A 17,781-nucleotide genomic window follows, 5' to 3' on the forward strand; every position below is an offset into this window, starting at 1 on the left:
GACGAGGTCGAGCGGGCAAGCCGCCGGCCTCACCCATGAGGAGACCCGTGCCAGGCAAAGCCCGCGTACACGAACTCGCCAAGGAGTTCGGTGTCGACAGCAAGACCGTGCTCGCCAAGCTCAAGGAGCAGGGCGAGTTCGTGAAGTCCGCGTCCTCCACCGTCGAGGCCCCCGTGGCCCGGCGGCTCCGTGAGGCCCTCGGCAGCAGCACCGGCGGCAACGGTGGGGCGGCCCCCAAGCCCGCCCCGCGTCCCAGCGCTCCGGCGCCGGCCGCTCCGGCTGCTCCCGCGGCTCCCGCCGCGGCGGCACCCGCCGCTCCCGCGGCCCGACCGGCCGCGCCCGCCCCCGGGCCGCGTCCGGCCGCCCCTGCGCCCCAGGCCCCGGCCGCGAGCGCTCCGCCCCAGGCCCCGGCCGCAACCCCGCAGCCGGCCGCCCCGCAGCCGGCCGCCCCGCGTCCCGCCGCGCCGCGTCCGGCTCCCGGCGGGGGTGCGGCACCCGGTGGTGCCGGTCCGCGTCCGGGCCCCCGTCCCGCGCCGCGTCCGGGCAACAACCCCTTCAGCTCCCCGCGCCCGGCCGCGCCCCCGGCGGCCGCTCCCGGTGCCGGTCCGCGTCCCGGCCCGGCTGCGCCGGGTGCGCGCCCGGCGCCCGGCGGCCAGCGTCCGGCGGCCGGCCCCGGCGGTCCCCGTCCCGGTCCCGGTGGCCCGCGTCCCGCGCCGGGTTCCGGTGGTCCGCGCCCCGCTCCGGGGTCCGGCGGCCCGCGTCCGAACCCGGGCATGATGCCGCAGCGTCCGTCCCCGGGCATGATGCCCGGCCGGCCCGCCGGCGGCGGTCGTCCCGGCGGTGGTCCCGGCGGTCCCGGTGGCCGTGGCCGCCCGGGTGGTCCCGGTGGTGGCGGTGGCTTCCGCCCCGGCGGTGGTGGCGGTGCCCCCGGCGCCGGCGCCCCGGCCGGTGGTGGCTTCCGTGGTGGCGGCCGTGGCCGTGGCCGCGGTGGCTCCGGTGCCGGTACCGCCGGCGCCTTCGGCCGTCCCGGTGGCCGTGGTCCGGTCCGTGGCCGCAAGAGCAAGAAGCAGCGGCGTCAGGAGTTCGACTCCATGGCGGCGCCCAGCATGGGTGGCGTCTCCCTGCCGCGCGGCAACGGGCAGACCGTCCGGCTGCCGCGGGGTGCGTCGCTGACCGACCTCGCCGAGAAGATCAACGCCCAGCCGGCCGCGCTGGTCACCGCCCTGTTCCACCTGGGCGAGATGGTCACCGCGACGCAGTCGGTCAACGACGACACGTTGCAGCTGCTCGGTGCCGAGATCGACTGGGTCATCCAGGTCGTCAGCCCCGAGGACGAGGACCGCGAGCTGCTCGAGGACTTCGACCTCACCTTCGGTGACGAGGAGGGCGACGAGCAGGACTGGTCGTCCCGTCCGCCGGTGGTGACCGTCATGGGTCACGTCGACCACGGGAAGACCAAGCTCCTCGACGCCATCCGGCACGCCAACGTGGTCTCGAAGGAGGCCGGTGGCATCACCCAGCACATCGGCGCCTACCAGATCGTCACCGAGCTCGAGCACAACGAGCGGCCGATCACCTTCATCGACACCCCGGGTCACGAGTCGTTCACCGCGATGCGTGCCCGAGGCGCGAAGGTGACCGACATCGTCGTGCTGGTCGTGGCGGCCGACGACGGCGTCATGCCGCAGACGGTCGAGGCGCTCAACCACGCCCAGGCCGCCGAGGTGCCGATCGTGGTCGCGGTCAACAAGATCGACAAGGAGGGGGCCAACCCCGCCAAGATCCGTCAGCAGCTCACCGAGTACGGCCTGGTGGCCGAGGAGTACGGCGGCGACACGATGTTCGTCGACGTCTCCGCGATCAACCGCCAGGGCCTCGACGAGCTGCTCACGGCGATCCTGCTGACCGCCGACGCCGAGCTGGACCTGCGCGCGAACACCGAGCAGGACCCGCAGGGTGTCGTCATCGAGGGCAAGCTGGACAAGGGCCGCGGCCCCGTCGCCACGGTGCTGGTCCAGCGCGGCACGCTGCGCCAGGGCGACTCGATCGTGGCCGGCGACGCCTACGGGCGCGTCCGTTCGCTGCTCGACGAGCACGGCAACAAGCTCAAGGAAGCCCTGCCCGCGCGCCCGGTCCAGGTCGTCGGCCTGACGTCCGTGCCGCGTGCGGGGGACACCTTCCTCGTCGTCGAGGAGGACCGGGTGGCCCGGCAGATCGCCGACCGCCGCCAGGCCCGCATCCGCAACGCGCAGAACGCCTCCATGCGCAAGCGGATCAGCCTCGAGGACCTCGACGCCGCGCTCAAGGAGACCCGTCAGCTCAACCTGATCATCAAGGGCGACAACTCGGGCACCGTCGAGGCGCTCGAAGAGGCGCTGATGAAGATCGAGGTCGACGACGACATCTCGCTGCGGGTCATCCACCGCGGCGTCGGTGGGATCACCAAGAGCGACATCGACCTGGCGCTGGCCGACGACGTCATCGTCCTGGGCTTCAACGTCCGGGCCGAGGGCCAGGCCACCGAGCTCGCCAACCGCGAAGGTGTGGACGTCCGGTACTACACGGTCATCTACCAGGCGATCGACGAGATCGAGGCCGCGCTCAAGGGGATGCTCAAGCCCGTCTACGAGGAGGTCCAGCTCGGCACGGCGGAGGTCCGCGAGGTCTTCCGGGTGCCGAAGATCGGCAACGTCGCCGGTTCGCTGGTCCGCAGCGGCACGATCGTCCGCAACTCGAAGGCACGGCTCATGCGCGACGGTGCCGTGGTCGCCGACAACCTGACGGTGGAGTCCCTCCGCCGGTTCAAGGACGACGCGACCGAGGTCCGCGAGGGCTACGAGTGCGGTATCGGCCTGGGGTCGTTCAACGACATCAAGGTCGACGACGTGATCGAGACCTTCGAGATGCGCGAGATCCCGCGCGCGTAACGACGGGACCCCGTCCAGCAGTGGGGAGGCGGTGAGGGTGTTCACCGGCACGCTCACCGCCGACCTGCTGCTGGGCGACGTCCACTCGCTCAAGGGGAAGCGCGCCGTGGTGCGGCCGATCGTGGCCGAGCTGCGGCGCCGCTTCGCCGTCGCAGCGGCCGAGGTGGGCGACCAGGACCTGCACCGCCGCGTGCAGGTGGGCGTCGCCACGGTCGCGGGGGACGCCGGTCAGGTGACCGACGTCCTCGACGCCTGCGAGCGGTTGCTGGCCGAGCGACCGGAGGTGACGCTGCTGTCGACGCACCGTCAGCTGTTCAGCGACACCGATCAATGACCTCGTCGCCCCCACCCCCTCGCAGGCTCGGGGCGGGCACCTGCGACGAGGCCGCCCGCCTCACCCAGGTAGCCACCTGGCAGTTCCTAGGAGGTCCGATGGCCGATCCGGCCCGCGCCCGCAAGCTGGCGGTGCGCATCCGTCAGATCGTCTCCGCCGCGATCGAGACCCAGATCAAGGACCCGCGACTGGGCATGGTGACCGTCACCGACGCCCGGGTGACCGGTGACCTCCGCGAGGCCACGGTGTTCTACACCGTCTACGGCGACGAGACGCAGATCGCCGACTCCGCCGCCGCGCTCGCCAGCGCGACCGGCGTCCTCCGCTCGACCGTGGGCAGGCAGACCGGCATCAAGTTCGTGCCGACGCTGGCCTTCGTCGCCGACATCGTCCCCGACACCGCCCGGGAGCTGGAGGAGGCGCTGGAACGTGCCCGGCACGCCGACGCCGAACTGGCCCGCGCGCGGGAGGGCGCCCAGTACGCGGGGGACGCCGACCCCTACCGGAAGCCCGCCGAGGACGACGACGAGGACGACGACGACACGGTCCCGTCCGGCACTGCCAATGACGGTGCCGAGGACCGCGCAGCCACCAGGAGTGTGCCGTGAGCGAGAACGACCCGGATCCGCACGAGCCCGACGAGGGCCAGGGCACCTCGGTGCTCGGCGGCCGCAGGGCCCCCGACGCCGGTGACCCGACCGACGGCGGCAAGCACGGCGAGCTGGGCGACGCGCCGAGCATCACCTCCGACGAGCCGGACGACGGATCGGCCTACCCGGTGGGCGGGGGCTCGGTCACCGAGGAGCGGAACGCCCCGCCGGTCGCCGATCCCGGCCCGGACGCCTGACCCGTGGCACCCACCTCACGGGGACCGTCCGCCGCGACGCTGCCCGCGGCGGCCGCGGTGCTCGCCGAGGCGGCCGACGCCCGCGCCCACGTCGTCCTCTCCGGGCACGTGCAGCCGGACGCGGACGCGCTGGGCAGCACGCTGGCGCTGGCCGAGGGGCTGCGTCGGCGGGGTGCGCGCGTCCTGGTCACGTTCCCGGACCCCTTCACCCTGCCGGCGTCCCTGGGCTGGCTCCCCGGTGCCGAGGGGCTGGTCCCGTCGTCGGCCGTCCCGGCCGCGCCGGATGTATTCGTCAGCCTCGACGCGGCCTCGCCCGGACGGCTGGGGGAGCTGGCCGGGCTCATCGACGCCGCGGGCACGTCCGTGGTCGTCGACCACCACGCCAGCAACCCCGGCTTCGGGGACGTGCGGCTGATCGACGACGGGGCGCCGGCCACGGTGACGCTGGTCGCCGGCCTGCTCGACGAGCTGGGCGTGAGCCTGGACGCCCAGCTGGCGACGCTGCTCTACGCCGGGCTGGCCGCCGACACCGGTTCCTTCCGGTTCGGCAACACCCGGCCCGAGACCCACGAGCTGGCGGCCCGGCTGCTGGCGACCGGCATCGACCACTCCGACATCAGCCGTCGGCTGTTCGACACCGCCCCGTTCGGCTGGCTGGGCCTGCTGTCGGTCGTGACGGGCCGGGCCGTGCTGGAGCCCGAGGTAGGTGCCGGCCTGGTGTGGACGTGGTCCAGCGGCGCGGAGGCGGCCGAGCACGGGCTGCCCGCGGAGCAGCTGGAGGCACTCGTCGACGTCGTCCGCTCCACGAAGGAGGCCGACGTGGCGTGCGTGCTGAAGGGGCAGGAGGACGGTTCGTGGTCGGTCTCGCTCCGGTCGCGCGGCTGCACGGATGTCGCGCGGGTGGCGACGGCCCTCGGCGGGGGCGGGCACGTCCTCGCCGCCGGCTACAGCTCGTGGGCCGACCGTGCGGCGACGATCGAAGCTCTGCGCGCGCAGCTCGACCGCCGGTGAGCGCGGTGAGATGACCGAGCGGTCCGGTGGGCCCGGCGTCCTCGCTCTGGCGGCGCCGGCCCTGGTCGTGCTGGCCGCGGAGCCGCTGTACCTGCTCGTCGACACCGCCGTGGTCGGCAATCTGGGCACCGTCCCGCTCGGGGGGCTGGCGGTCGGCGGCGGCCTGCTCGCCTGGGCGGCGGCCCTGCTCAACTTCCTGGCCTACGGCACCACCGCCCGGGCGGCGCGCAGGGCGGGGGCCGGCGACCGGCCGGGCGCCGTCGCGGAGGGCGTCCAGGCCACCTGGCTGGCGCTGGTGCTCGGCTTCGGGGTGCTCCTGCTGTTCCAGGTCCTCGCCGGGCCGCTGACCCGGCTGCTGGCCGGCGGGCCGGGGCCGGTCGCCGCGGCGGGCGAGGAGTGGCTGCGGATCGCCTCGCTGGGTGCGCCGCTGCTGCTCATCTCGCTGGCCGGCAACGGCTGGCTGCGGGGCGTGCAGGAACTGCGGCGCCCGGTGCGCTTCGTGCTCGCCGGCAGCCTGCTCAGCCTCGTGCTGTGCCCGCTGCTCGTGTACCCCGCCGGGCTCGGGCTGGTCGGCTCCGCGGTCGCCAACGTGGCCGGGCAGACTCTGACGGCGGCACTCTTCGTCCGTGCGCTGGTCCGCGAGGACGCGGCCTGGCGGCCGCGTCCGGCGGCGCTGCGCAACCAGCTGGTCATCGGCCGGGACCTGCTGCTGCGCGCCGCGGTCCTGCAGGTGTCGTTCCTGGTCGCCGCCGGGGTGGCCGCCCGTGCCGGGACGGCGTCGCTCGGCGCGCACCAGATCGCCCTCCAGCTGTTCTTCTTCCTCGCCCTGGTGCTCGACGCCTACGCCATCGCGGCGCAGACGCTCGTCGGGCACGCGCTCGGCAGGGGCCACCCGGCCGAGGCGCGGGCCACCGCGTCCCACGTCGTCCGGTGGGGCCTGGGTACCGGGGTGCTGGTCGCCGCGGTGCTGCTCGTGCTGCGCGACGTGCTCCTCCCGCTGTTCACCGACGACCCCGCCGTCGTGGGCCAGGCCGAGGTCGTCTGGTGGTTCCTGGCGGGGATGCAGCCCCTGGCCGGCGTCGTGTTCGCCCTCGACGGGGTGCTGATGGGCGCCGGGGACGTCGGCTACCTGCGCACCGTCACGATCGGCTCCGCCGTGGTGGGGTTCCTGCCGCTGTCGCTGCTGTCCGGCCCGCTCGGGTGGGGCCTTCCGGGGGTGTGGTCCGGCCTGTGCCTGTTCATCGCCCTGCGGCTGGCCGGCGTCCTGGTCCGGGTGGCGGGGAACCGCTGGCTCACGGCACCTGCAACGGTGGGGACGTGAGTGCGCCGAGAACGACGGTAGGAGTCGAGCCATGAGTCGACGGCCCGATGCCGACGTCCCGCCCGGTCTGCTCCTGGTCGACAAGGCCGGTGGCATGACCTCGCACGACGTCGTGGCCCGCGCGAGACGGGTGCTGTCGGTGCGCAAGGTCGGCCACGCAGGGACGCTCGACCCCATGGCCACCGGGCTGCTGGTGCTGGGCGTCGGCGCGGCGACCCGGCTGCTCGGGTACGTCGGCGGGCACGACAAGACCTACGAGGCGACGATCCGGCTCGGGCAGACGACGGTGACCGATGACCGCGAGGGCGACGTGCTGGTCACGACCCCGGCCGGGCACGTCGACGACGACGCGGTCCGCGCGGCCCTCGCCGCCCAGACCGGGCCGCTGCAGCAGGTGCCCTCGTCGGTCAGCGCGGTCAAGGTCGAGGGCCGCCGCTCCTACGACCGGGTGCGCGCCGGGGAGGCGGTGGAGCTGGCTGCGCGGTCGGTCACCGTGCACCGGCTGGACGTGCACCGGATCGGGCGGCCGGCGCCGGACCTGGTCGACGTCGACGTCACCGTGTCCTGCACGGCCGGGACCTACATCCGGGCGATCGCCCGCGACGCAGGCGCAGCGCTCGGGGTGGGCGGCCACCTCACGGCGCTGCGACGCACTGCGTCGGGACCGTTCTCCGTCGAGCACGCGGCACCGGTCGAGGAGGCCGGCGCGGCGCTGGCCGCCGGGGGAGGGGAGGGGTTCCTGCCGCTGACGCGGGCGGCGACCACCGTCTTCCCGGCGCGATCGGTCACCGCCGAGGAGTCGCGGGCGCTGGGCTACGGGCAGCGCATCCCGGCCACCGGTGCGGCGGGCCTGCACGCCGCCGTCGCTCCCGGGGGGCGGCTGGTCGCCCTGCTGGAGGACGCGGGGCCGACCGCGCGGGTGGCCGTGGGCTTCCCGGCGGCGTGAGAGCCTGCCCGTCGTGAGCACTCTCGACGACCGCCTCGCCGCGCTCGAGGCGGAACTCCGCCCGTTGCCGGGCGTGCTCGTCGCCTTCTCCGGCGGGGTGGACTCCGGAGTCGTCCTCGCCGCGGCCGTCCGTGCGCTGGGCCCCGGGCGGGTGGTCGCCGCCACGGCCGTCTCGCCCAGCCTCCCCGCGTCCGAGCGCGCGGGTGCCGTGGGGTTCGCCGCGTCGCTCGGCGTCCGCCACGAACTGCCCCGGACCGACGAGCTCGCGCGCGAGGGGTACCGGGCCAACGCCGGCGACCGGTGCGCGTTCTGCAAGGCCGAGCTGGTCGACGTCCTCGGCCCGCTGGCCGCGCGCCTCGGCATCGCCGACGTCGTCACCGGGACCAACGCCGACGACCTGACGGCGGGCTTCCGGCCGGGTATCCGGGCTGCCGCCGAGCGGGGCGCCTGGGCGCCGCTGGCCCGGGCCGGCATGACCAAGGACGACGTCCGGGCCGCGGCCCGCCGCTGGGAGCTGCCGCTCGCCGACAAGCCGGCGGCCGCCTGCCTGGCCAGCCGGATCGCCTACGGCGTGCCCGTGTCGGCCGAGGGCCTGGCGCGGGTCGAGGCGGCGGAGGCGGGACTGCGCGCCGCGCTGGGCGACGCCGGCCTGCCGGTGCGGAACCTGCGCGTGCGGGACCTCGGGAGCGACACCGCAGGCGTGGAGGTCGACGCGGCGCTGGTGGCCGACCTCGTCGCGCGCCCGGAACTGCTGGACGCGGTGGCCGGCTTCGCGGCCGTCGAGGTCGACCCCCGCGGGTTCCGGTCCGGGGCGATGAACGAGCTGCTGCCCGACCCCGTGCGTTATCGCTGAGCCGACCGGGCGATCCGCGCGGCGGCGACGCCGGCACCGAAGCCGTTGTCGATGTTCACCACCAGCACGCCGGGTGCGCACGCGGTGAGCATGGTGAGCAGCGCGGCCAGGCCCTCGAAGGCCGCCCCGTAGCCCACCGACGTCGGGACGGCGACGACGAGCCGGTCGGTGAGCCCGGCCACGACGCTGGGCAGCGCCCCGTCCATCCCCGCGACGACGACGACGGCGTCGGCCGCCGAGACGTGCGGGGCGACGGCGAGCACGCGGTGCACGCCGGCCACGCCGACGTCGTCGATGCGGGTGCAACCCACCCCGCTCGCCGCGAGGGTGGCCGCGACCTCGGCGGCGACCGGACCGTCCGACGTCCCGGCGGTGAGGACGAGCACGTCGCCCACGGGGGCCGGCGGCTCGCCGACGAACGCGCAGCGGGCCTCGGCGTCCAGGCGCGCGTCCGGCCAGCGGTCGCGGACGGCCGCGGCCGTGGCGTCGTCGACGCGCGTCGCCCACGCCAGGGCGGCGCCGCCGTCGAGCAGCGCCGCGAGGCAGGCGACGGTCTGGGCGGGCGTCTTGCCCGCGGCGTAGACCACCTCGGGGGTGCCGGTGCGCCCGGCCCGGTCCAGGTCGAGCCGCGCGAAGCCCAGGTCGGCGGTGCGTTGTGCGTCCACCCGCCCAGCATGCGGGATTGACCCGGCCACGGGGCGGGAAGGGGAGGGCGATGAGCGCCACGAGAACGACGGTCGAGCGAGCATCGCAGCGAGGTACGAGCGAGGAGCGGAACGAGACCGGAGTCGAGCGATGAGCATCGTCAAGATCAACGCGGTCACGGTCCCGAAGGACAAGCAGGAGCGGTTCGAGGAGCGCTTCCGTGGCCGCGCAGGTGCCGTCGAGAAGACCCCCGGCTTCGAGTGGTTCGAGCTGCTGCGCCCGCTCGAGGGGACCGACCAGTACCTCGTCTACACCCGGTGGAGCAGCGAGGAGGCCTACCGGGCCTGGCAGTCCGGGCAGGACTTCGACCGCGCCCACGACGGCGGCGGCGACACCCTCGCCCCCGCGGCCGCCGACTCCTCGCACCTGTGGTCCTACCAGGTGCTGGAGTCCGCCGGCCCGCACGCGGACCAGGAGCGGCAGGCCTGACTCCCGCGCCGGGCGGTGGTCGGCTCGGCCGTGCCGCCCCCGGCGGGGATAGTGTGCTGGACGGTCCCGGCGGTCGCCGGGACGCCCGAGCACGCGCACTCGCAGGTGGGAGCCATGACCGACACGCTCGCCGACAGCCGTACCTCCTCGCGGATGTTCACCGAGGGTGTGCCGCTCGTGGTGGAGGACGTGCCGCGGCGCCCGGTCACCGAGCGCGCCGGGATGCTCGCCGACCCCGGTTTCGGCCGGTACTTCACCGACAGCATGGTCATCGCGCGGTACCAGACGGGGAAGGGCTGGTACGACGCCCGGCTGACCGCGTACGCGCCGCTGCAGCTGGACCCGTCGACGGCGGCCCTGCACTACGCCCAGTCGATCTTCGAGGGGCTCAAGGCCTACGCCCAGCCCGACGGCAGCGTGGCCACCTTCCGACCCGAGGCCAACGCGGCCCGGTTCGCCCGCGGGGCCAAGCGGCTGGCGATGCCGCCGGTGCCGGAGGAGGCCTTCCTCGCCGCCGTCGACACCCTCGTCGACGCCGACCGCGACTGGGTGCCGACCGGCCCCGACCAGACCCTCTACATCCGGCCCTACCAGCTGGCCAGCGAGCCCTTCCTGGGTGTGCGGCCGGCGTCGGAGTACCTCTTCCTCGTCATCGCCAGCCCGGCGGGCGCCTACTTCCCGCGCGGCGTGCACCCGGTGTCGGTCTACCTCTCCGAGGACTACATCCGCGCGGCCCCGGGCGGGACCGGCGACGTCAAGTGCGCCGGCAACTACGCGGCCAGCCTGCTGGCCCAGGAGCAGGCCATCGCGGCCGGCTGCGACCAGGTGGTGTGGCTCGACGCGGTCGAGAAGCGCTACGTCGAGGAGATGGGCGGGATGAACCTGTTCTTCGTCCTCGGCTCCGGGGACGACGCCGAGCTCGTCACCCCGGAACTGACCGGCACGCTGCTCCCGGGCATCACCCGCGACTCGCTGATCGAGGTGGCCCGCGCCATGGGGCACCGGGTGACCGAGCGCAAGTGGTCGGTGGACGAGTGGCGCCAGGGCGTGGCCGACGGGACCGTCACGGAGACCTTCGCCTGCGGGACCGCCGCGGTGATCACGCCCGTGGGGGAGGTCAAGGCGCGCACCGGCGACTTCACCGTCGGCGACGGCACCCCCGGCCCGCTCACCATGACGCTGCGCGAGTCGCTCCTGGACATCCAGCACGGGCGGGTGGCCGACACCCGCGGCTGGCTGCACCGGGTCGCCTGAGCGCGGCGGCGAGCTGTCGCGTGCTGCGCTGGCGGGGCCTGGAGGCGACCCCCGGTGACCTCGGCCGGACCGTCGTCACGGTCGGGATGTACGACGGCGTCCACCGGGGGCACCAGAAGCTCATCGGGGCCGCGGTCGACCGCGCCCGGGCGATGCGTCGTCCGTCGCTGCTGCTGACCTTCGATCCGCACCCGGCCGAGGTGGTCCGGCCGGGCTCCCACCCGGCCATCCTCACCTCCCTGGACCGCAAGGCCGAGCTCGTGGCCGGGCTGGGCGTCGACGCCATGTGCGTGCTGCCGTTCACCCCGGAGTTCATGCGGCTCTCGCCCGAGTCGTTCACCCACACGGTCCTCGTCGAGCACCTGCACGCCGCCCAGGTCGTGGTGGGCGAGAACTTCACCTACGGCCACCGGGCGGCCGGCACCGTGCAGACGCTCGCGGTGGAGGGACGGCGGTTCGGCTTCGCCGTCGAGGGCGTGGCGCTCGCCGAGGACACCGCCGACGAGGACTCCGGCCCCGCCACCGTGACCATCTCCTCGACCTACATCCGTGCCTGCGTGGCGGCGGGGGACATGGTGTCGGCCGACCGGGCCCTCGGCCGGCCGCACCGCGTCGACGGCGTCGTCGTGCGCGGGGACCGGCGGGGCCGGGACCTCGGCTACCCGACGGCGAACGTGGAGAGCCCGCCGTTCACCGCCATCCCGGCCGACGGCGTGTACGCCGGGCACCTGGTCACGCGGGACCCGCGGACGGGGGCCAGCCGGGAGCGGTTCCCCGCGGCAATCTCGGTCGGGACGAACCCCACCTTCCAGGGCAGCCGGCGGACGGTCGAGGCGTTCGTGCTCGACTACGAGGGGGACCTCTACGGGGAGCACGTGGGCGTGGAGTTCGTCCAGCGGCTCCGGCCGATGGCGTCGTTCCCGGACGTCGCCGCGCTGATCACCGCGATGGACAGGGACGTGGCCGACACCCGCACCGTCCTGGGGCTCGACACCTGAATCCGGTCGGGCCGAGTGGGCCCCGGAGGGGTCCGCGCAGGCGCGACGCAACGGCTCAGCGCGGCCGGGAACCCCACCTGGCCGCGGTGCCGGCCGGAGGACGGCGTAAAGTCGTGGTCCGCCGGGGTCACCCGGCGTGTGTGAACGCTGCCCTCGTGATTCAGACCGGGGGCCACACGTGACCCGCCCCGGAGGCGAACCATGGCGCTCGACAGCGCGCTCAAGAAGCAGATCATGACCGAGTACGCGACGGTCGAGAACGACACCGGCTCGCCCGAGGTGCAGGTCGCGATGCTGAGCAAGCGGATCACCGACCTCACCGAGCACCTGAAGATGCACAAGCACGACCACCACAGCCGGCGGGGCCTGCTCCTGCTGGTGGGACGTCGTCGCCGGCTGCTGAACTACCTGGCGAAGACCGACATCAACCGCTACCGGTCGCTGATCGGGCGGCTGGGTCTGCGCCGCTAAGCACGACGAGGGGGCCGCTCCGGGAACATCCCGGACGGTCCCCTTCCTCGTGCGGCACCCGCCGCACGGGGAGAACCGGCCCGCCGCCGGACGCGTCCCTCGAGGACCGGTCCTCGGTAGTGGCCCCCGGGCACGCTTCGGTTCCCCCGCGTGGGGAACCCGATCCCGAGGGCTTCGATCGAGCACCGGTCGCCCCGGACGCAGGACGGCTCGGCACCCGACGAGCGGGTCGTCAGAGGAGTCGCAGGTCGGCACGAGGCCGCCGCGACGAAGAAGAGAGAAGGACACGTGTCCGCACCCACCATCACCGCAGAGTTCGACGCCGAGGACGGCGTCACCACCGCCACCGCGGTCATCGACAACGGCAGCTTCGGCAGCCGTTCCGTCACCTTCGAGACCGGCCGCCTCGCGCGCCAGGCCGCCGGCTCCGTCGTCGTCACCATGGGCGACACCATGCTGCTGTCGGCCACCACGGCCGGCCGTCAGCCGAAGGAGCAGTTCGACTTCTTCCCGCTGACCGTCGACGTCGAGGAGCGGATGTACGCCGCCGGGCGCATCCCCGGCTCGTTCTTCCGCCGCGAGGGCCGGCCGTCGGAGGACGCGATCCTCACCTGCCGCCTCATCGACCGTCCGCTGCGGCCGACGTTCGCCAAGGGCCTGCGCAACGAGGTCCAGGTCGTCATCACCGTCATGTCGCTGGACCCCGAGCACCTCTACGACGTGCTCGCCATCAACGGTGCCTCGGCGTCCACCCAGCTCTCGGGCCTGCCGTTCTCCGGCCCGGTGGGTGGCACCCGCGTCGCGCTGATCAACGGCCAGTGGGTCGGCTTCCCGACGCACGCCGAGCTCGAGGACGCCGTCTTCGACATGGTCGTGGCCGGCCGCGTCCTCCCCGACGGCGACGTCGCGATCATGATGGTCGAGGCCGAGGCCACCGAGAAGACCATCCAGCTGGTCGCCGGCGGCGCTCCCGCCCCGACCGAGGAGGTCGTGGCCCAGGGTCTCGAGGCCGCCAAGCCCTTCATCAAGGCGCTGTGCGAGGCGCAGGCCGCCGTCGCCGAGAAGGCCGCCAAGCCGGTCGCGGAGTTCCCGCGCTTCCTCGACTACCAGGACGACGTCTACGCCGCCGTCGAGGCGCACCTCGGCGACAAGCTCGCCCAGGCGCAGCAGATCGCCGGCAAGCACGAGCGCGAGGACGCCACCGACGCCCTCAAGGACGAGGTCAAGGCCGCCCTGGGCGGCCAGTTCGAGGGTCGCGAGAAGGAGATCTCCGGCGCCTTCCGCGCGCTGACCAAGAAGGTCGTCCGCCAGCGGATCCTGCGCGACAAGGTCCGCATCGACGGCCGTGGCCTGACCGACATCCGGCCGCTGTCGGCCGAGGTCGAGGTCATCCCGCGGGTGCACGGCTCGGCGCTGTTCGAGCGCGGCGAGACCCAGATCCTGGGCGTCACCACGCTGAACATGCTGCGCATGGAGCAGCAGCTCGACACGCTGTCGCCGGTCAACCGCAAGCGCTACATGCACAACTACAACTTCCCGCCGTACTCCACCGGTGAGACCGGTCGCGTGGGCTCGCCCAAGCGCCGCGAGATCGGCCACGGCGCGCTCGCCGAGCGCGCCCTCGTCCCCGTGCTGCCCGACCGCGAGGAGTTCCCCTACGCGATCCGGCAGGTCTCGGAGGCGCTGGGCTCCAACGGCTCGACCTCGATGGGTTCGGTCTGCGCCTCGACGCTGGCCCTGCTCAACGCCGGCGTGCCGCTGAAGGCGCCGGTCGCCGGCATCGCCATGGGCCTGGTGTCCGACGAGGTGGACGGGAAGACCGAGTACGTCGCGCTGACCGACATCCTCGGCGCCGAGGACGCGTTCGGTGACATGGACTTCAAGGTCGCCGGCACCAAGGACTTCGTCACGGCCCTCCAGCTGGACACGAAGCTCGACGGCATCCCCTCCGACGTCCTCGCCGGTGCGCTGACCCAGGCCCGCGCGGCCCGGCTGCACATCCTCGACGTCATGGGCGAGGCCATCGACGGCCCCGACGAGATGAGCCCCTACGCCCCGCGGGTGACGACGGTGCGCATCCCGGTCGACAAGATCGGCGCGGTCATCGGCCCCAAGGGCCAGATGATCAACGCGATCCAGGACGAGACCGGCGCCGACATCACCATCGAGGACGACGGCACGATCTACGTCGGCGCGTCCGACGGCCCCTCGGCCCAGGCCGCGGTGGACCGGATCAACGCCATCGCCAACCCGACGCTGCCCAAGGTCGGCGAGCGCTTCCTCGGCACGGTCGTCAAGACCACGCCGTTCGGCGCCTTCGTCTCCCTGCTGCCCGGCCGCGACGGCCTGGTGCACATCAGCAAGCTCGGTGGCGGCAAGCGCATCGGCAAGGTCGAGGACGTCGCGAACGTCGGCGACAAGATGCAGGTGGAGATCACCGACATCGACGCCCGCGGCAAGATCAGCCTGGTGCCGGTCGCCGAGGGCGACACCGGCGGGTCGGCTGCCGAGGCCCCGGCCGAGGCCGCTGCTGCACCCGCGGGTGAGTGAACACGCCTGACATCACGGGGGCCGGGGCGGGTGCTGGTGCACCCGCCCCGGTCCCCGTCGGGGTGACCCAGCTGCTCGACCTCGACGAGGTCGGCGGCCGGGTGGAACGCACCGAGCTGCCGGGCGGGCTGCGCGTGCTGACCGAGACGATGCCCGGCGTCCTCTCGGCGACGCTCGGCATCTGGGTCGGCGTCGGGTCCCGGGACGAGCCCCCGGCGGTGGCGGGCTCCTCGCACTTCCTCGAACACCTGCTGTTCAAGGGGACGGCGACCCGCAGCGCCCTGGAGATCGCGACGGCGATGGACGCCGTCGGCGGTGAGATGAACGCCTTCACCGCCAAGGAGCACACCTGCTACTACGCGAACGTGCTCGCCAGCGACCTGCCGCTCGCGGTCACCCTCCTGTCCGACCTGGTGACCGAGGCGCGCAACACCGCCGAGGACCTGGAGTCCGAGCGCACGGTGGTGCTCGAGGAGATCGCCATGCGCGATGACGAGCCCTCCGACGCTGTTCACGACCTCTTCTCCGAGACCCTGTTCGGGGACACCCCGCTCGGGCGTTCGGTGCTCGGCACCGTGGAGTCGATCGAGGGGCTCAGCCGGGACGACGTCGACGGCTGGTACCGGAGCAGGTACGCGGTGCCCTCGGTCGTCGTGACGGCGGCCGGCCGGGTGGACCACCAGCAGGTGCTCGACCTCGTCACCGCGGCCTTCGCCGACCGGCTCGGCGGGGACACCCGCCCGGCGCCGTTGCGCACTGGGGAGCACGAGGCCGTGCACAAGCCGGCCCGGGCCGCCGGCCTGATCGCGCGGAAGACCGAGCAGACCCACCTGCTGCTGGGCACGCCCGCCATGGGACGGCTCGACGCGCGGCGGTACGCCGGTGCCGTGCTCGACGCGGCGGTCGGCGGCGGCATGAGCTCGCGGCTGTTCCAGGAGATCCGGGAGAAGCGCGGGCTGGTCTACAGCGTGGGGTCGGCGCTGTCGCACTACGCCGGGGTGGGGGCGTTCTCGGTGTACGCGGGGTGCGCCAAGAAGCGGGTGCCCGAGGTGCTGCGCCTGGTCCGCGAGGAGCTCGACCGCGTGGCTGCCGAAGGCATCACCGCCGAAGAGGTCGCGCGCAGCCGGGGCCAGCTCAAGGGCGGTGTGGTGCTGGGACTGGAGGACACCGGGTCACGGATGAGCCGGCTCGGCAAGAGCGAGCTCTCCTACGGCGAGTACCTGCCGGTGCGCGAGGTGCTGGCCCGCCTCGATGCCGTGGACGAGGCCCAGGTGCGCGAGGTGGCGGCCGAGCTGTTCGGCCAGGACAGCTGTCTGGCGGTCGTGGGCCCCTATCGCGAGTCCGACCTCGACCGTCTCTGATGACGGGCCTGCCTGCCCCCCGCCGTTCGCACGCCCGCCTCGGGCCCCTGCAGGGAGACCGGGGGTGACGCAGCACGGGGCGCTGTCCCGGGCGGTCTTCGCCGTCGTCGTCCTGGTCTCCCTCGCGGTGCTGTTCGCCCCGGCCTCGGACGTGCCCGGCGCGCCGCCCGGGGTGGACAAGCTGGTGCACGCCGGTCTCTTCGCCGCCCTCGCCCTGACCGGGCGCTGGGCCGGGGTCGGCGCCACGCCACTTGCCGTGCTGCTGCCCGCCTACGCGGTGGTCAGCGAGCTGATCCAGGGCTTCACGCCGCTGGCCCGCACCGCCTCGCTCGCCGACGTGCTGGCCGACGTCGTGGGGCTCGTGCTGGGGCTGCTGCTGTGGAGCCTCCTCGCCCGCCGGGCGCCGGCCTCCTGACCGGCGGCTTGCGCCCGAGCCGTCCTGCGGGAAGCCTGACGACGTGACCACGAGCACCTCGACCACCGACCAGCAGGATCCGACACCGACCGTCCCCGAGGTGCCGCTCCTCAACGTGGGGGTGCTCGGAGCCCGGGGCCGCATGGGCACCGAGGTGGTCAAGGCGGTGAACGCCGCCGACGACCTCGAGCTGGTCGCGATGGTGGACGACGGCGACTGGCTGTTCGACGTCGCGAACGCCGGGGCCCAGGTGGTCGTCGACTTCACCCGCCCCGACGTCGTGATGGACAACATCCGGTTCTGCATCGACAACAACATCCACTGCGTGGTCGGGACCACGGGCTTCGACGAGGCGAAGCTCGCCACCATCGCCGAGTGGCTCGAGCCCAAGCCGGACATCGGCGTCGTGATCGCGCCGAACTTCGGCATCGGCGCCGTCCTGCTGATGAAGTTCGCCCAGGAGGCGGCACGGTTCTTCCCGTCCGTCGAGGTCGTCGAGCTGCACCACCCCAACAAGGTCGACGCCCCGTCGGGGACTGCGGTCCGGACCGCCCGGCTCGTCGCGGCCGCCCGCCGGGCGGCCGGCCTGCCCGCCTCGCCGGACGCCACCACCGACTCCCTGCCCGGAGCACGGGGTGCCGACGTCGAGGGCGTGGCGGTGCACGCGGTGCGGCTGACCGGTCTGGTGGCCCACCAGGAGGTGCTCATGGGTGCGGCGGGGGAGACCCTCACGATCCGGCACGACTCCTTCGACCGTGCGTCCTTCATGCCCGGTGTGCTGCTCGCGGTGCGGGAGATCGGCCGACACCCCGGGCTCACCGTCGGCATCGAGAGCTTCCTGGGGCTCTGAGGGAGGACCCTCCTGCCCGCACCGCTCGCACGCTCGCGGCGGGCTCCTGAAGGGTGGCCGTTCCAGCACCGGCACCAGGCTCGCGGCGGGCGACTGGGGGCGACCGTGCCCGCGCGACGCCGGGCTCCCGGTGGGCCGGGACCGCTTGCCGGACGTCTCGTCGGGACCCCCCGTGCACGCTCCTCCGGGAGCGTGTACTGTTCTCCATGCGCCGCGCGGACCGGAAGGTCCGCCGGACCAGGTGCCCCGCTGTGGCGGGTCCTGGAAACCGGCGTAGTGTTGGACATCCAGCCAGATGCGGAGCCCGCGAGGGTCGAGTTTCTGCGCGTCCGCTCTTTGAGAACTCAACAGCGTGCCGAAAGTCAGTGCCAAGTAATACCCCGTGTCGGGTTCTTCGGAGCTCGGCTGGGATTCCTTTGGTTGATTGATATCGAGAGTGCTAGCTCTCGGTTCTCAGCCGGTTCAAATTCATCTACGGAGAGTTTGATCCTGGCTCAGGACGAACGCTG

General features: G+C 73.9%; 17 protein-coding genes and 1 pseudogene. 17 read left to right on the forward strand and 1 reads right to left on the reverse strand.

Going from position 1 to position 17,781, the window contains the following annotated elements:
- Positions 1–35: 35 nt before the first annotated feature.
- The 9 genes and pseudogenes from BM142_RS25140 to larE all read left to right on the forward strand — a co-directional run.
- Positions 36–191, forward strand: a pseudogene (locus BM142_RS25140) (translation initiation factor IF-2 N-terminal domain-containing protein); the annotation flags it as partial.
- Between the two features lie 900 nt (positions 192–1,091).
- Entirely contained in the window at positions 1,092–2,927 is a 1,836-nt protein-coding gene (gene infB / locus BM142_RS25145; protein WP_254790707.1) for a translation initiation factor IF-2, read from the forward strand.
- A gap of 31 nt (positions 2,928–2,958) precedes the next feature.
- Positions 2,959–3,261, forward strand: coding sequence for a DUF503 domain-containing protein (locus BM142_RS09065; RefSeq protein WP_254790695.1), 303 nt, complete (start codon positions 2,959–2,961; stop codon positions 3,259–3,261).
- A 98-nt stretch (positions 3,262–3,359) separates the two neighbouring features.
- Entirely contained in the window at positions 3,360–3,869 is a 510-nt protein-coding gene (gene rbfA, locus BM142_RS09070) for a 30S ribosome-binding factor RbfA (RefSeq protein WP_092196436.1), read from the forward strand.
- Positions 3,866–4,108 carry a hypothetical protein gene (locus BM142_RS09075; protein WP_092196437.1) on the forward strand — a complete coding sequence of 81 codons (243 nt, stop codon included), beginning with the start codon at positions 3,866–3,868 and terminating at the stop codon, positions 4,106–4,108. The genes rbfA and BM142_RS09075 overlap by 4 nt, the downstream gene beginning before the upstream one ends.
- A gap of 3 nt (positions 4,109–4,111) precedes the next feature.
- Positions 4,112–5,119: a DHH family phosphoesterase gene (locus tag BM142_RS09080; RefSeq protein ID WP_092196438.1), complete on the forward strand. Its 1,008-nt coding sequence runs from the start codon at positions 4,112–4,114 to the stop codon at positions 5,117–5,119.
- A gap of 10 nt (positions 5,120–5,129) precedes the next feature.
- Positions 5,130–6,440 (forward strand): MATE family efflux transporter, encoded by a 1,311-nt coding sequence (locus BM142_RS09085; RefSeq protein ID WP_092196496.1) that lies wholly within the window; start codon positions 5,130–5,132, stop codon positions 6,438–6,440.
- A gap of 31 nt (positions 6,441–6,471) precedes the next feature.
- Positions 6,472–7,386, forward strand: a complete 915-nt coding sequence (gene truB, locus BM142_RS09090; RefSeq protein WP_092196439.1) for a tRNA pseudouridine(55) synthase TruB — start codon at positions 6,472–6,474, stop codon at positions 7,384–7,386.
- A 13-nt stretch (positions 7,387–7,399) separates the two neighbouring features.
- Positions 7,400–8,239 (forward strand): ATP-dependent sacrificial sulfur transferase LarE, encoded by an 840-nt coding sequence (larE, locus tag BM142_RS09095; protein ID WP_092196440.1) that lies wholly within the window; start codon positions 7,400–7,402, stop codon positions 8,237–8,239.
- Here the strand turns inward: larE and larB are convergent.
- Positions 8,230–8,904: a nickel pincer cofactor biosynthesis protein LarB gene (gene larB / locus BM142_RS09100; RefSeq protein ID WP_254790697.1), complete on the reverse strand. Its 675-nt coding sequence runs from the start codon at positions 8,902–8,904 to the stop codon at positions 8,230–8,232. The genes larE and larB overlap by 10 nt on opposite strands.
- A gap of 130 nt (positions 8,905–9,034) precedes the next feature.
- On the opposite strand from larB, the gene BM142_RS09105 reads away from it, so the two are divergent.
- The 8 genes from BM142_RS09105 (at position 9,035) to dapB (ending at position 17,272) form a co-directional block, all read left to right on the forward strand.
- Positions 9,035–9,373 carry an antibiotic biosynthesis monooxygenase family protein gene (locus BM142_RS09105; RefSeq protein WP_092196442.1) on the forward strand — a complete coding sequence of 113 codons (339 nt, stop codon included), beginning with the start codon at positions 9,035–9,037 and terminating at the stop codon, positions 9,371–9,373.
- Between the two features lie 114 nt (positions 9,374–9,487).
- Entirely contained in the window at positions 9,488–10,627 is a 1,140-nt protein-coding gene (locus BM142_RS09110; protein ID WP_175527168.1) for a branched-chain amino acid aminotransferase, read from the forward strand.
- 20 nt (positions 10,628–10,647) lie between these two features.
- Positions 10,648–11,625: a bifunctional riboflavin kinase/FAD synthetase gene (locus BM142_RS09115; RefSeq protein ID WP_092196443.1), complete on the forward strand. Its 978-nt coding sequence runs from the start codon at positions 10,648–10,650 to the stop codon at positions 11,623–11,625.
- Positions 11,626–11,826: 201 nt separating this feature from the next.
- Entirely contained in the window at positions 11,827–12,096 is a 270-nt protein-coding gene (gene rpsO, locus BM142_RS09120) for a 30S ribosomal protein S15 (RefSeq protein WP_092196444.1), read from the forward strand.
- 288 nt (positions 12,097–12,384) lie between these two features.
- Entirely contained in the window at positions 12,385–14,646 is a 2,262-nt protein-coding gene (locus BM142_RS09125) for a polyribonucleotide nucleotidyltransferase (RefSeq protein ID WP_175527169.1), read from the forward strand.
- 62 nt (positions 14,647–14,708) lie between these two features.
- Positions 14,709–16,007 carry a M16 family metallopeptidase gene (locus tag BM142_RS09130; protein WP_254790699.1) on the forward strand — a complete coding sequence of 433 codons (1,299 nt, stop codon included), beginning with the start codon at positions 14,709–14,711 and terminating at the stop codon, positions 16,005–16,007.
- 64 nt (positions 16,008–16,071) lie between these two features.
- Positions 16,072–16,422 carry a VanZ family protein gene (locus BM142_RS09135; protein WP_092196446.1) on the forward strand — a complete coding sequence of 117 codons (351 nt, stop codon included), beginning with the start codon at positions 16,072–16,074 and terminating at the stop codon, positions 16,420–16,422.
- Positions 16,423–16,465: 43 nt separating this feature from the next.
- On the forward strand, positions 16,466–17,272 hold the full coding sequence (dapB, locus tag BM142_RS09140) for a 4-hydroxy-tetrahydrodipicolinate reductase (RefSeq protein WP_092196447.1): 807 nt from the start codon (positions 16,466–16,468) through the stop codon (positions 17,270–17,272).
- The last annotated feature ends 509 nt before the right edge of the window (positions 17,273–17,781 follow it).

This window comes from Blastococcus tunisiensis, assembly GCF_900112815.1.
Taxonomy (GTDB): Bacteria; Actinomycetota; Actinomycetes; order Mycobacteriales; family Geodermatophilaceae; genus Blastococcus_B; species Blastococcus_B tunisiensis.